Annotated in this window: 14 protein-coding genes; all 14 read left to right on the forward strand. The window is 51.6% G+C overall.

Annotated elements, in window-relative coordinates; translation table 11 throughout:
• Positions 1-12 precede the first annotated feature (12 nt).
• The 14 genes from ftsY to WKI47_RS01175 all read left to right on the forward strand — a co-directional run bounded on the left by ftsY (position 13) and on the right by WKI47_RS01175 (position 14,076).
• Positions 13-1,032 carry a signal recognition particle-docking protein FtsY gene (gene ftsY, locus WKI47_RS01110; protein WP_340225337.1) on the forward strand — a complete coding sequence of 340 codons (1,020 nt, stop codon included), beginning with the start codon at positions 13-15 and terminating at the stop codon, positions 1,030-1,032.
• A 371-nt stretch (positions 1,033-1,403) separates the two neighbouring features.
• Complete coding sequence (gene trhA, locus WKI47_RS01115) at positions 1,404-2,045, forward strand: PAQR family membrane homeostasis protein TrhA (RefSeq protein ID WP_340225338.1); 642 nt, start codon at positions 1,404-1,406, stop codon at positions 2,043-2,045.
• Between the two features lie 626 nt (positions 2,046-2,671).
• Positions 2,672-4,303 carry a DUF1593 domain-containing protein gene (locus WKI47_RS01120; protein WP_340225339.1) on the forward strand — a complete coding sequence of 544 codons (1,632 nt, stop codon included), beginning with the start codon at positions 2,672-2,674 and terminating at the stop codon, positions 4,301-4,303.
• Between the two features lie 145 nt (positions 4,304-4,448).
• Complete coding sequence (gene ylxM / locus WKI47_RS01125; protein ID WP_340225340.1) at positions 4,449-4,805, forward strand: YlxM family DNA-binding protein; 357 nt, start codon at positions 4,449-4,451, stop codon at positions 4,803-4,805.
• Positions 4,806-4,888: 83 nt separating this feature from the next.
• Positions 4,889-6,265, forward strand: a complete 1,377-nt coding sequence (gene ffh, locus WKI47_RS01130; RefSeq protein WP_340225341.1) for a signal recognition particle protein — start codon at positions 4,889-4,891, stop codon at positions 6,263-6,265.
• 81 nt (positions 6,266-6,346) lie between these two features.
• Complete coding sequence (rpsP, locus tag WKI47_RS01135; protein ID WP_037282436.1) at positions 6,347-6,619, forward strand: 30S ribosomal protein S16; 273 nt, start codon at positions 6,347-6,349, stop codon at positions 6,617-6,619.
• Positions 6,620-6,642: 23 nt separating this feature from the next.
• Positions 6,643-6,873 (forward strand): KH domain-containing protein, encoded by a 231-nt coding sequence (locus tag WKI47_RS01140; RefSeq protein WP_340225342.1) that lies wholly within the window; start codon positions 6,643-6,645, stop codon positions 6,871-6,873.
• 174 nt (positions 6,874-7,047) lie between these two features.
• Positions 7,048-7,584 carry a ribosome maturation factor RimM gene (gene rimM / locus WKI47_RS01145; protein WP_340225343.1) on the forward strand — a complete coding sequence of 179 codons (537 nt, stop codon included), beginning with the start codon at positions 7,048-7,050 and terminating at the stop codon, positions 7,582-7,584.
• Between the two features lie 11 nt (positions 7,585-7,595).
• Positions 7,596-8,384: a tRNA (guanosine(37)-N1)-methyltransferase TrmD gene (gene trmD / locus WKI47_RS01150; RefSeq protein ID WP_340225468.1), complete on the forward strand. Its 789-nt coding sequence runs from the start codon at positions 7,596-7,598 to the stop codon at positions 8,382-8,384.
• A 239-nt stretch (positions 8,385-8,623) separates the two neighbouring features.
• The gene (locus WKI47_RS01155; RefSeq protein ID WP_340225344.1) at positions 8,624-11,041 is read left to right on the forward strand and encodes a septation ring formation regulator EzrA; all 2,418 of its coding nucleotides are present in this window, start codon (positions 8,624-8,626) and stop codon (positions 11,039-11,041) included.
• 163 nt (positions 11,042-11,204) lie between these two features.
• A complete protein-coding gene (gene rplS / locus WKI47_RS01160) occupies positions 11,205-11,549 on the forward strand; it encodes a 50S ribosomal protein L19 (protein ID WP_037282428.1) in 345 nt (114 codons plus the stop codon).
• 198 nt (positions 11,550-11,747) lie between these two features.
• The gene (lepB, locus tag WKI47_RS01165; RefSeq protein WP_340225345.1) at positions 11,748-12,368 is read left to right on the forward strand and encodes a signal peptidase I; all 621 of its coding nucleotides are present in this window, start codon (positions 11,748-11,750) and stop codon (positions 12,366-12,368) included.
• A gap of 58 nt (positions 12,369-12,426) precedes the next feature.
• The gene (gene ylqF / locus WKI47_RS01170) at positions 12,427-13,290 is read left to right on the forward strand and encodes a ribosome biogenesis GTPase YlqF (protein WP_340225346.1); all 864 of its coding nucleotides are present in this window, start codon (positions 12,427-12,429) and stop codon (positions 13,288-13,290) included.
• A 72-nt stretch (positions 13,291-13,362) separates the two neighbouring features.
• Positions 13,363-14,076, forward strand: a complete 714-nt coding sequence (locus WKI47_RS01175; protein WP_340225347.1) for a ribonuclease HII — start codon at positions 13,363-13,365, stop codon at positions 14,074-14,076.
• Positions 14,077-14,139 lie beyond the last annotated feature (63 nt).

Genomic DNA, 14,139 nt, shown 5'->3' on the forward strand with positions numbered 1-14,139 from the left:
AGGACGGGAAGCATGAGTTTTTTTCGTAAATTAAAAGAAAGCATCGCGGGCAAAACAGACGCGGTGACCAAGCAGTTCAAAGACGGCCTGGAAAAAACGCGCAAAGGCTTCGTGGAGCGCGTATCCAACCTGATGGTTCGCAGACGCAAGATCGACGAAGAGTTTTACGAAGAATTGGAAGAAATCCTGATCGGGGCGGACGTGGGCGTCAATACCGTGATGGGACTGATCGACGACCTGCGCGCCGAAGTGAAAAAGCGTCGCCTGAGCGATGCGAGTGAGCTTCGTCCGGTACTGTCCGAGAAGCTGATCGAATTGCTGCGCGGAGAACAGGACAACTCGCTTAATATGAGCCAGGAGGGACCGACGGTCATTTTGTTCGTTGGCGTCAACGGCGTAGGCAAAACAACGACGATCGGCAAGCTGGCCCATAAGTTCAAAAGCGAAGGCAAAAAAGTGCTGCTCGCCGCAGGCGATACGTTCCGTGCAGGCGCGATCGAGCAGCTTGAAGTCTGGGGAACACGCACGGGCGTCGAAGTTATCAAGCAAAGCCCAGGTTCCGATCCGGCGGCCGTGATGTATGATGCGGTACAGGCTGCCAAGCAGCGCAATGCGGATATGCTGATCTGCGATACGGCAGGCCGTCTGCAAAACAAAAGCAATCTGATGGACGAACTGAACAAAATCTTCCGGGTCATCCAACGCGAGATTCCGGGCGCACCGCACGAGGTATTGATGGTGCTCGACGCGACGACCGGACAAAACGCGCTCAGTCAAGCCAAACTGTTCGGCGAAAAAAGCGGCGTAACCGGCCTCGTGCTAACCAAGCTCGACGGTACGGCCAAAGGCGGTATCGTGGTCGCGATCCGTCAAGAGCTGAACATTCCGGTTAAACTGGTTGGCTTGGGCGAGAAAATGGAAGACCTGCAAGAATTCGATTCCGAGCAGTTCGTACACGCACTATTCGCAGGTCTGATCGAGGAAGAACTGATTGAAGGCGAAGACGATGAGTCCAACCCATCCGAGCAATAAAAGCAGACAAGCTACGGGTACCTTGACCGAATCAAATCCAAGGTTTACGTTTATCGGAAACACATACGCTTCAAGCGGGTTTTCGAAGGGCGTAGCCTAACCTTAGGATCGATTCATGGTACTTGTTTATAACGCGCTCTATGCAACGTGGCAGGCGGTACGCTCGCGGGACATTATTCCGCTTGAGCGGCCCGCCTGCTTTTTTATGCACGGAAAGATTTTCGAGCCGAAATTTCCTTCCAAAAGGATGACGTTTGTAATTGGTAAAGAGTCATACGAACGTTTATAATGAAATCAATTGTTATGAAAACGGACAGGTTTTGCAGAAAAAGCGGAAAACAGGTCTGATTCGGAAAAGGAGGAAAGGCCATATGGCTAACACGCACACGTATTCCCGTCGGGAAGAGGTTGCCAATGCTGTCACGCACGGGATCGGAGCCGCACTTAGCGTTGCCGCGCTTGTGCTGCTGATCGTTTTTGCCAGCTTAAAAGGAAATGCCTGGCATGTCGTCAGCTTCACCGTATACGGCGTAACGATGCTTCTGCTGTACATGAGTTCAACATTGGTGCACAGCTTCAGGGCAGGCAAAGTGAAAGATTTCTTCGAGTTTATGGACCATTCCTCGATCTATCTATTCATTGCGGGAACCTACACGCCGTTTATGCTGACCGCTATCCGCGGCCCGCTCGGCTGGACCTTGTTCGGCATCGTCTGGGCGATCGCAATCGGAGGCGTCGCGTTCAAAGCCTTTTTCGTCAAAAAGTTCCTGTTTATGTCGACTCTGTTCTACTTATTGATGGGCTGGCTGATCGTGCTCGCCTGGGGCGCACTGACTCAAGCCATCCCGGCCGAAGGCATCCACCTGCTCGTCGCAGGCGGCCTGATGTACACGGTAGGCACCATCTTCTACGTCTGGCGAGGATTCCCTCACCACCACGCCGTCTGGCATCTTTTCGTCCTGGCGGGCAGCATCCTGCACTTCTTCTGCATCCTGATGTATTTGCTGCCGTAAAATCAAAAGCTTCCTATCGTCGAAAAAGGTACGTATGTGTGGGGAAAACAGAAGGCTACGAGAGAAATTCGTTCCAGTCGCTTGTTGAAATCGGGAAAAAAGATTGAATTTTAAGTGGTGTTTTCCCGATTTCAAAGGCGAACTATAGCATAGGCTTCCGAAGTGCATTTCTTCGAAATGCTTTAGCTCTTTCACTGAATTTCTCTCTCCGCCTTCTGTTTTCCAGTTACGTTAGACTTTCTTAACAAGCCAACAAGTCGGGACAATTCCCCGGCTTGTTTTTTTACCCTTCCTCCCATTTGCAAATGGTGACTGGGCGGAGGGGGAGTCCGTGTAGGAATAAAATTTCTCAAAAACAACACGCGACCGAAACGAACTCCCCCGCAGCCCCGCGCACTCGCGCAAACCGCCCCCATACATGCCTTTGAATTGTTACCGTTTACAAATCCCCGCCTCTGCGCTATGCTATGAACTAGGATTGTGACTGGTCGTGCAGGCAAAACCTGATTGCTACCGTGTGCCCTTTTGGGGGATGCGGCGGTAATCAGGTTTTTTTCGTAAAGGGCCCTTACGAGAAAATATGCTGCCGAGCGGTCGAAAGGCCAATCAGAGAGGGTGCTAATGGGATGAATAGAGGAAAATGGGTAAAAACATTGTTGGCGTTGAATCTGAGTGCAGTGCTGGTAGCCGGTGGCGGCGCACAGGCATTTGCAGCAGATGCGAGTCAAGAAGCGATCTCGACGGGGTTGCAGACGCTTACGCCGCAGCAGCAAATTCAATTGAAGCAGAGCCAAGCCAGAACAGTCATTACAAACGATGGCGAAGTGGATGATATGAACTCCATGCTGCGTTTCCTTTTATATTCGAACGAAATGGATTTGGCGGGTATTGTACTCACCAGCTCGGTTTACCATTATGCGGGCGATGCCGCGAAAAACATTGAGCCCTATCGCTGGACAGGTACGAAATGGTTGACCGATATGATCGATGCTTACGAGCAGGCGTATCCGAACTTGATCAAGCAGGCCAACGGGTACCCGACCCCGGAGTATCTGCATAGCGTAACGAAGATCGGCAACATTAGTTACAAGGGCGAGATGGAGCAGGTGACGGAAGGTTCCGAGTTTTTGAAAAACCTTTTCCTGGACAATGATTCGCGTGATCTTTATGTGCAGACATGGGGCGGCACGAATACGACGGCACGCGCGCTGAAGTCGATCGAAGAACAATATAAAGGCACGGCCCAATGGGCGAGCATCCAAAAGAAGGTCAGCGACAAACTCGTGCTGTACATCATTTTGGATCAGGACGACAGTTATAACGAGTATATCGCCAAAAGCTGGCCGAATATTCGCATCGTCAACGATCAGTCAAACTTCTGGCATTTTGCTTACGCCTGGAAGTTCCATACTGAAGCGGTGAACGATAAGCTGCATGGCATATGGAACCTGGAGAATATTCAGAAAGACCACGGCCCGCTGCTTGAGCTATACGCGCTGATGGGTGACGGTAAAATGATCGAAGGCGAACTGGCGGAAGAGCAACGCGGAAGCGAGGAATATCTGGCAGCGAATCCGCAATATGATCGATATGATTTCATTTCCGAAGGCGATTCCCCGTCTTTCTTCTACCTTATCGACAATGGACTGCGCAGCATGGAAGATCCGAGCTATGGCGGCTGGGGCGGGCGCTTCGGCAAAGCGGGCGATCGCCTATACCGCAATAACGTGCTGGACTATGACGTGTACACGCAGCGTTATGAAGCCGAGTATACGTTAATGCGCTGGTTCGACGATATCCAAAGCGATTTTGCGGCCAGAGCGGATTGGGCTATCGCAACGGATTATTCGCAAGCCAATCACAACCCGGCGTTGCGCGTGCAAGAGGGAGTGGACATTAGTGCGTCTCCAGGCCAGTACCTGACCCTGCACGCCGTCGGCAGCGATCCGGACGGAGATAACCTGACGTATCGCTGGTGGCGTTACCATGAAGCCGATACGTATAACGATTCTCCGGTGGAGCCGTTGGACGCGGTCAAAGAGATGGCCGGCGACCTACAGCTTGGCTTGCATCGCGAGAAGGCCGAAGGGGAACACCGCAACACGATCGGAATGCGCGGCGCGGATTCCGATACCGTCAAGTTCCGTGTTCCGACCGATGCCAAATCCGGCGACACCATTCATATGATCGCAGAGGTCAAAGACGATGGGGCGCATAACTTGAAGCACTATCAGCGGGTCATCATTACCGTAAAATAGCAGTCTGGAAAAAGCAAAAAACAAATTTTAATTGTTGCCAGAAGATGTTAAGCAAAAGCGCTTGACATCTTCTTTTCTTTTCGGTATGATAGGGAACGTTGATTGGTGTGTAAAGTGTTTTCCCTTGACGAGAGGAGTGTTCCGGATGAGTCAAGAAAATCGTCTGGAGAAGACGAATCGAATCAACCTGCTGTTCGCCTTTTACGAGCGATTGCTGACAGAGAAGCAGCAGACTTTTCTCAAGTATTACTTCCACGACGACTTCTCGCTGGGCGAGATTGCCGCGGAATTCGAAATTAGCCGCCAGGCGGTGTACGAACATATCAAGCGTGCCGAGCAGACGCTGGAGAATTACGAAGCGAAGCTTGAACTGTTGCAGCGACATGATCGTCGCATGCAGGAGATTCGCGAATTGGAGACCCTGGCTAACGACGAAAAGTTACCGGAGCAGACGCAAAGGGAACTGGGAGTCATTGTACAAAAACTTCAGGCGCTCGAATAGCGGTTACGTCATTTCACGAATTCGATAATTGATCGGCTTTCGGTATATAATAGAAAGAATAGATACGGAAGCGGGGTGAACATATGGCATTCGAAGGATTAACTACGAGATTACAGAACGTCTTCGGCAAGCTTCGCGGCAAAGGGAAGATCTCCGAGGACGACGTCAACGATGCGATGCGCGAAGTGCGACTGGCTCTGCTGGAAGCGGACGTTAACTTTAAAGTTGTCAAAGACTTCATCGCCAAGGTAAAAGAAAAGGCACTTGGCAAAGAAGTGACTGAGAGCTTTACGCCAGGCATGGTGATCATCGACATCGTAAATAAAGAATTGACAGAGCTGATGGGCGGTACGCAGTCCAAGCTGAACAAAAACAATCGGCCGCCAACCGTCATTATGATGGCAGGCTTGCAGGGTGCAGGTAAAACGACGACAACCGGCAAGTTGGCGAAGATGCTTCAAAAGCAGGGCAGCCGTCCGTTGCTTATCGCAGGCGACATTTACCGGCCTGCGGCAATCAAGCAGCTTCAAGTTCTTGGCGAGCAACTGAACGTACCGGTCTTTTCGCTTGGCGATCAAGTGAGCCCGGTAGAGATTGCCCGCCAGGGCTTGCAGGAAGCCAAGGATAAAGGTCACGATTACGTGATTATCGATACCGCTGGCCGACTGCACATCGACGAACAGTTGATGGAGGAATTGAAGCAGATTCATACGGAAACCAAGCCGGATGAAGTGTTGTTGGTCGTCGATGCGATGACCGGTCAGGACGCGGTAAACGTTGCGGCGAGCTTCAACGAGCAGCTGTCGCTGACCGGTGTGGTACTGACCAAGCTTGACGGCGATACCCGCGGCGGTGCTGCGTTATCCGTCAAAGCCGTAACAGGCTGTCCGATCAAGTTCATCTCGCTCGGCGAGAAGCTGGACGCATTGGAGCCGTTCCACCCGGAACGCATGGCTTCGCGGATTCTCGGCATGGGCGACATGTTGTCGCTGATCGAGAAAGCGCAGTCCGGCATCGACGAGAAAAAGGCGAAGGAAATGGAGCGCAAAATGCGCAACGCGGAATTCACCTTCGATGATTTCCTGGAGCAGATGGAGCAGGTCAAGCAACTTGGACCGCTCGATCAAATCATGGATATGATCCCGGGCATGAACAAAATGAAGCAAAAGAGCGACCTGAAGGTCGATGACAAGCAGGTCGGTCGAATCGAAGCAATCGTGCATTCCATGACGAGCGCGGAGAAGCAGTCGCCGGACATCATCAATTACAGTCGCCGCAAGCGGATCGCGACAGGTAGCGGCACTTCATTGGCCGAAGTCAATCGTCTGATCAAGCAGTTCGACGAGATGAAAAAGATGATGAAGCAGCTTTCGGGCATGATGGACCCGAAAGGCGGCAAAAACAAAGCGATGAAACAAATGCAAAAAATGAGCAAAGGCATGAGGTTCCCGTTCCGTTAAGCGGAGAAGGAGCATTATATACAGGCTGAACAGCCGCCGCGGTTTTTCGAAGCCGTTTATTTCTTGAAGGAGGTGATTTTCTTGGCAACTCGTATTCGTCTTAAGCGCATGGGTGCGCATAAAGCACCTTTCTATCGTATCGTGGTATCGGACTCCCGTTCCCCGCGTGATGGACGCTTCATCGAAGAAATTGGTTACTACAATCCGGTCGCTGAACCGCAAGTAGTGAGCATTAACGAAGAAAAAGCTTTGGCTTGGCTGCAAACAGGCGCGCAAGCGTCCGATACTGTTCGCAACCTGCTGAGCAAAGCCGGAATCATGAAGAAATTCCATGAATCCAAACTGCAAAAATAAGACAGTGACTCGGAGGGATTGACGTGGAACAGTTAGTAGCGGTTATCGCAAAAGCTCTGGTCGATCACCCGGAAGACGTCAAGGTCCGTACGGTAGAGAAAGATTCCTTGGTGGTCTATGAGCTTTCTGTTCACCCCGATGATATCGGTAAGATCATCGGGAAGCAGGGACGAATCGCCAAGGCGCTGCGTACGGTCGTGACGTCGGCAGCAGTCAAACTGGACAAGCGGGTTACCGTGGATATCCAGTCTTAAAAGGGAAAGCTTAAACTTTCCGGTCTTAAAGATATACGAAAAGGGGTTAGGAGGTTTTCTTCCTAGCCCCTTTTCGTACATTATCAAGACTGTTTTCATACACTCATAGATGAAGAACTAGTATCTTATCAACTAGCGTTGACAAGATACTAGGATCGAAAGGATCGAAGGCAAATGACAAATTCGAACAATGAACTGGAGTTTTTAAGCGTAGGCAAGGTAGCGAACACACACGGAGTCCGCGGCGAATTGAAAATATTCCCTTTTACCGATTTCCCTGAAGTTCGCTTTGCCAAAGGCAAAGAGCTACTGCTCATCTCGCCTGAGAACGGAAAAGCATTGAAAGTCAAAATCGTTTCCGCGCGCGAGCAGAAGACCGTGTATATCGTGAAGCTGGAAGGCTACGAAAATATCAACGAAGTCGAGAAATACAAAGGCTGGGAAGTCAAAGTGCCCAAAGAAGAAGCTGTAGAAGCAGAAGATAACGCTTATTATTTCCATGAGATTATCGGCTGCGCGGTATTGAGCGAGGAAGGCGAAGAGCTGGGCACGGTTACGGATATTCTGACTCCCGGCGCTAACGATGTCTGGGTCGTCAAACGCAAAGGCGGCAAAGAGCTGCTGATTCCATTTATCGAATCGGTAGTCAAGGAAGTCAATATCGCCGAGAAAACAGTGCGTATTGAGGTTATGGAAGGACTGCTGGACTAATGAGTGCGTTAATGCGGATTGATGTGCTCACTTTATTTCCGGAAATGTTCGATGGCGTATTTGGCGCGAGCATTTTGGGGAAGGCCAGAGACAAGGGAATCGTAGATCTATCCGCCGTGAACTTTCGTCTATACTCGACAAGCAAGCATGGGCAGGTGGACGATACGCCGTATGGCGGAGGCGGAGGCATGGTGCTTAAGCCGGAGCCTATTTTTGCCGCGGTGGAGGATCTGCTGCTTAAGCGGGAGAACGAAGGCGTAGCTGTAACTGAGCCGACCCTATCGGGTTCGCGTCCGCGTATTGTGCTGCTGTGTCCGCAAGGAGAAACTTTTACGCAGAAAAAAGCGGAGGAGTTTGCCAGGGAGGACCATCTGATTTTTATCTGCGGTCATTATGAAGGTTATGATGAGCGGATTCGCGACGGTCTGGTGACCGATGAGATCTCGATCGGCGACTATGTGCTAACCGGCGGCGAGCTGCCTGCGATGGTGATGATCGACAGTACCGTTCGGCTGCTTCCGGGTGTATTGGGCAATGAAAATAGCGCCGTAACGGATTCGTTCAGTACAGGACTGCTGGAATATCCGCACTATACGCGTCCAACCGAGTTCCGGGGAATGAAGGTGCCGGACATCTTGCTGTCCGGGCATCATGCGAATATCGAGGCTTGGCGCAGACGGGAGTCGCTTCGTCGTACGTTACAGCGCCGTCCGGAGCTGCTGGAGCGACTGACCCTGACCAAGCAAGATATGAAGTGGTTAGAGGAATTAAAACGGGAAGAGGCCGCTCTGAACGGCTGACAGGCGGTTTGATGAGTTTGGAAATATGTCGAACACCCTCTGCGGAATCGTCGAAGCTGACGAATTATCGCAGAGGGTGTTTGGCTATTGAGAGGGAATCGCAATATCGCCCGCAGATCGAGTTACAGTTGAGCGGATAGAGTTTTTTATCGTTTTTTGGCCGAAGATGGTAAACTGGAAGGTAGGTTGATCCGGCGTAATTAAATGACATTGTGATAGGGAAACGGGAGGATTGAGCGATGCGAAAAATGAATTGGAGAAAGGTACTGCCTGCGTTGATATTCGTGCTGTTGATATTGACGCCTATACTGTCCGTATCCGCTTCAAGTCCGCAGCGAAGCGGGATCGTCACGGATGAAGCCGGTTTGTTCACAGACAGTCAGATCAGGCAATTGGAAAATGAACTGTCCGGCGGAAAATATACGGTTTATGTGCTGACGGAGAGCGGGCTGAGTGAAAGCGAAGCCGCCCGATTGTCTGCACAAACCTACGACGCCTGGGGATTGGGTTCGAACGAACTGTTGCTTTTTATCGTGACGGACCCGAACTTGGTTTATTTGGAGTTGAAAAACCCGGCTTTGGGCAGTGCTCAACGTATCATTGACCGGGCATTCGTGCCTGCGGCGCAAGACGATGGTCCGGCAGCGGGCGCTCTAGCCCTTGGAGAGTACGTCAACGGCGCAGGAGGGGCTTCCTCGGCCTCTGGCGGCTTGGGTGGCTTGTTGGCTGGAGGAACTTGGTTATACGCGATCCTGGCGCTTGCCGTGCTTGGGATTGTTGCTTATGTGCTATTCAGTATGTTCCAGTCAGGTTCCAAGGTGAAAAAGCGCGCGACAGAGCTTCGAAACCGGCAAAAGACGACAGCCGCTGTGGTGGATGGCATCATGGTGTCCGAGCTTTTCCGCGAGGTGGAGATGGGCTTTGTTCAAGGCGAGACGTTAAAAGAAGCGGAAGGAATCAGCCGCGAAGCGGTAGAGTTGCATCAGAGAGCAGAGTCGCTGTCTACGCGTCTTGCCGCATTCCGCCCGGGTACTTTTGCCTCGCGTGCGCAAAGAAAAGAATTGGATACATTGACTCGCGAGGTTCAGGCTTGGGAAAGCGTAGTGACGGCTTTGCATGAACGCTTCGAGCAAGTATCCGCCAGCTTTGCCGAAGTTCGCCGCAGAGTCAAGGAAGGCAAAGAAGTGGAACAGGAAACGCGTCAAGCGCTGGACAAGTTGAAAACCGATACCGGCTATCCCCTGGCTACTTTGCAAAAAGAATTGGATGAGGCGGCAGCGCTTCTGGCGAAAGCAGACAGTCTGGATGAATTTGACGTGATGCAGGCGTCTGCGCCGGCTGAACAATCCTTGTCTCGGCTCAAAGAAGTTGCGGGCTATGTAGAGTCCTTGAGCGGCCTGGCCTCGGAAGCTGCGCAGTGGCCTGGAGTCATCGTTCAGACGGAACGCGAGCTGCGTCCTGTCACGGAGCGTGAAGGGTTGCTGTTGACCGAAGAAGATCCATTCCGTGTATTGAGTGAAGCAGGAGCGCAGACGCAACGTTTGAATGAGCTGATTCAGGCAGGTGACGTTCCGGCAGCGAAGCAATCGGCCGAACAAATCGCTTCCCGTATTGCAGAGGCAAAAGATATCGTGAAGCGCCGTCTGGACAGCCGAAGCACGTCGGCCGAATCGCTTCGAGATGCGCAAGGGCTGCTGCGTGAAATCGAAGGGTTTGCGCCTCGTTATGAGCAAGAGCTAAATGAATTGAGAGGCCGTTACGCGGAGTCTCATCTTGGCACGCAGCGAGGACGTCGCGAGGAGATCGATCGGGCGGAAGAAGAGGTCCGTCGGCTGTTACCGGAGATTCGTTCGGCGCTTAATCCGCAGGTGCAATATTACAAAGCCGCCCGGGAAAAAAGTGACCGGGTCGACGAGCTTGTCGCCCGGTCGCGCGAACTCATGCGCGAAGCGCTAGGCTATGCAGACGAGCTGGATACTCAGCAGCGTGCTGCTCAGCAACGCTTCGAAGGAGCGCGCAGCATTTTCCGTCAAGCCGGAGCGACTTATCGGTCAATGGGCGTAAGTATGCCGGAGTACGACCGCGCGCTTCAGTCGGCGGAAAGCGAAGGAGAGACTGCTGCGGCAGCTCTGAGAAGCGAACCGATCGACTTGCTGCGCGCAGAACCGCTTTTGGCGGCTTACGAACGAAACGCTTCCGATTTTGCCCAGCATATTCGCGAGTTGCAGGAACGCCGGGATCAGGCGATGCGGCAACTGGAGCAATTGAGCGGCGATTTTTCAGGTCGAGAGCAGACGTATCGCCGTTACTTGCGTACGAATTCCTATGCAGGCCGTTACGGCGGATTCGAAAACGAAGCACGCCGTCTGATCGCAGCAGGATGCTTCGAGGATGCTCTTGCGCAAGCGGCTTTCGGACGCCAGGTGCTGGAAGAGATGGAACGCGATTATCGTCGTGCCGTTCAACGGGCCAACAATAATAACCGCGGAGGCGGAGGATTCGGAGGCGGATTCGGTGGGCCGGGCGGCGGTAGCCGTCCCGGAGGAGGACGGTCGTCCGGCGGCTCAAGCTGGGACGGCGGTGGACGTTCCAGCGGCTCTTCTTCATGGGGCAAAGGAGGCGGCGGAGGTCGCTCTTCGGGTTCTTCGAAGTGGTAACGGATTTTCTTTTGAGTTATTTTTAGATAACGTATTGCCTTTTTATATGACTTCATGTTAAAATCAATCCGTTGTGTAATCTTGCGGTCCTCTGCGAATGATGAGGCGGAATTGTTTTCCGAAGAAGACGTATGAACGCATGAGTGGAAGGAGGAAACAAATTATGAATCTGATTCAAGCTCTGACTCAAGAACAACTTCGCAAAGATATCCCGAGCTTCCGTCCTGGCGACACTTTGAAAGTGCACGTTAAGGTTATCGAGGGAACTCGCGAGCGTATCCAGTTGTTCGAAGGCGTAGTCATCAAACGTAAAGGCGGCGGTATCGCCGAAACTTTCACCGTTCGTAAGATCTCTTACGGCGTAGGCGTTGAAAGAACGTTCCCGATCAACTCGCCAAAACTCGACAAAATCGAAGTCGTACGCCACGGTAAAGTGCGTCGTGCGAAACTGTACTACCTGCGTGAACTGCGCGGTAAAGCAGCAAGAATTAAAGAAATTCGTCGTTAATCTTCCCTTGCGGGAGACGGAACGAACGAAAAATGGGGAGCTTGGAAACAAGCTCCTTTCGTTTTATTCTCAAAAGCGATTCATAGGTGAAAAGGGACGTAGCAGCCCCATAAATATGAGCATTTCTCAAAACCGTACAAACATACGGTTTTGCAAAATGCTGATGTTTGGATATCAAGCGTAAGGAGAGGGCTAGCCATGGAAGAAAACGTAAACCGCCCTGCAGCGGAAGAAGCGCCAAATAATCCGAAAAACAAAGTGAAAAGCGAGACGCTTGAATGGGTAAAAGCCATTGCCATTGCATTAGTGTTGGTGTTTGTCATCCGTTGGCTGCTGTTCGCGCCTTATATGGTTGATGGTTCTTCCATGCAACCGAATTTCCATGATGGCGAACGCGTTATCGTCAACAAGATTTTGTACGATATCCGGGCTCCGAAGAAGGATGAAGTGATTGTGTTTAAAGTTCCTTCCGAAGATAACAAAGAATTCATCAAACGCGTTATCGCATTGCCGGGCGATACCGTTGAGGTTAAAGCCGACGAAGTGAAGGTCAACGGTGAAGTGATCGAAGAGCCGTACATCCAGGATGTACTCGACCAGGCACACGCCAATGGCGAGACTTACAACAACAACACGAACTTCCCGAATGCAACATTCCCTGATGGCACGGTGCCGGAAGGACATGTATTCGTTATGGGCGACAACCGTCCGAACAGCAAGGACAGCCGAATGATCGGTTACGTCCCTTTTAGCGACATTACCGGCCGGGCCGACTTGGTCTTCTGGCCGTTCAGCGACATGCATATTGTCAATCATTAGCATGACCGTGCCGGAATCCGATAGGTTTTCCGGCCTTTAGGAGAGGTGAAATACCGTTATGACCATTCAATGGTTCCCCGGTCACATGACTCGGGCGCGGAGACAGATCGAAGCGAAGTTGGGGTTAATCGATCTTGCGATCGAATTGCTTGACGCTCGCTTGCCGCTGTCCAGCCGTAACCCGATGATCGGAGACATTCTCAAGGACAAGCCCAGACTTATTTTGTTGAACAAGTCTGATCTGGCCGATCCTGAATCTACAAAAAGATGGATCGAATACTTCCGTGAGGAAGGACATTTGGCTATTGAGACCGATACGCCCGGAGGTCGCGGCGTAAAGGACATCTCGGTTTATGCCAAACAACTGCTCAAGGAAAAGATTGACCGTCAGATAGCAAAAGGCATGAACCCTCGCGCTATTCGCGGACTGATCGTCGGTATCCCTAACGTAGGGAAATCGACATTGATCAATAAGCTGGCTGGCAAAAGCATCGCGGAGACGGGAGACCGTCCGGGTGTAACGAAAGGCCAACAGTGGATCAAAATCGGCAAGGAAATGGAACTTCTCGATACGCCGGGTATTTTATGGCCGAAGTTCGATGACCAAAACGTGGGTATGAAGCTTGCGGTGACCGGAGCCATCAAAGAAGATGTACTGAACGTGGAGGAAGTGACTTTCTTTGCGATTAAGTATTGTGCGGAGCATTACTGGGATCGTTTGTCCGAGCGTTACGGACTGGGCGAACGTCCAACCGTTTTTGATGATCCGGATGAGATCGTACGCATTATGGAAGAAATCGGACGCAAACGCGGCTGCATCATGAGCGGCGGTCGGGTCGATTTGACGAAGGCATCCGTATTGTTCTTGCGTGATCTTCGTGCAGGTAAAATGGGCCGCTTCTCTTTGGAAGAGCCTTTCTAAGCATCGAATAGAGGAAACATCAGCCGTGCAGGCAGCGCGGGAAAGGATCGCCGAGCAGTTCGGCGATCCTTTTTGCATAATAGAACGGAGGAGAACGAGATGCCAAGAGCCAAAAAGAGTGAAGAAACGACAAAGGCGGCCAGTAAGCCAAAAAAGATCAAGATCGAAGTGGATCGTCTTCTTTTGGAAAAAGAATTGTGGGCGGAAGGGTTTGAACATATTGCGGGCGTGGACGAGGTAGGTCGTGGCTGTATGTTCGGAGATGTCGTGGCCGCGGCGGTCATTTTACCCACAGGGCTCAAAATCGAAGGAATCGACGATTCGAAAAAATTATCCGAGAAAAAACGCGATGAGTTATACGACATCATTCTGCGTGAAGCGGTTGCCGTAGCTGTAGGCCGCGTTGATCCGAAGACCATTGATCGGATCAATATCAAGCAGGCGTCCCGTTTGGCGATGACAATGGCGGTAGAAGCTTTGACGGAGCAACCGGACGCACTGCTGGTGGATGCGGAAACCATTCAGGTTGATCTGCCGCAGCGGGCTATTATCAAAGGCGACTCGCTCAGCCAGAGTATCGGAGCCGCTTCGATCGTCGCCAAGGTTACGCGGGATCGGCTATGCGCGGGCGAGTGGGAACAGGATTATCCGGGCTATGGCATTGCGGTACATAAAGGCTATGGTACCGCTGTTCACCGCGAGAAAATTTTGGAGCTTGGGATCAGCGACCTGCATCGGCATAGCTTTTTGGTTAAAATGAAGGCGGAGTACGAAGATTTGCGTTAATCGAAAGATTGGACATGTACGCAAACGCTTCTTATTAGAAGAGGCGTTTTTTCCGATATATCA

The organism is Saccharibacillus sacchari, from assembly GCF_037722395.1.
Classification (GTDB): Bacteria; Bacillota; Bacilli; order Paenibacillales; family Paenibacillaceae; genus Saccharibacillus; species Saccharibacillus sacchari_A.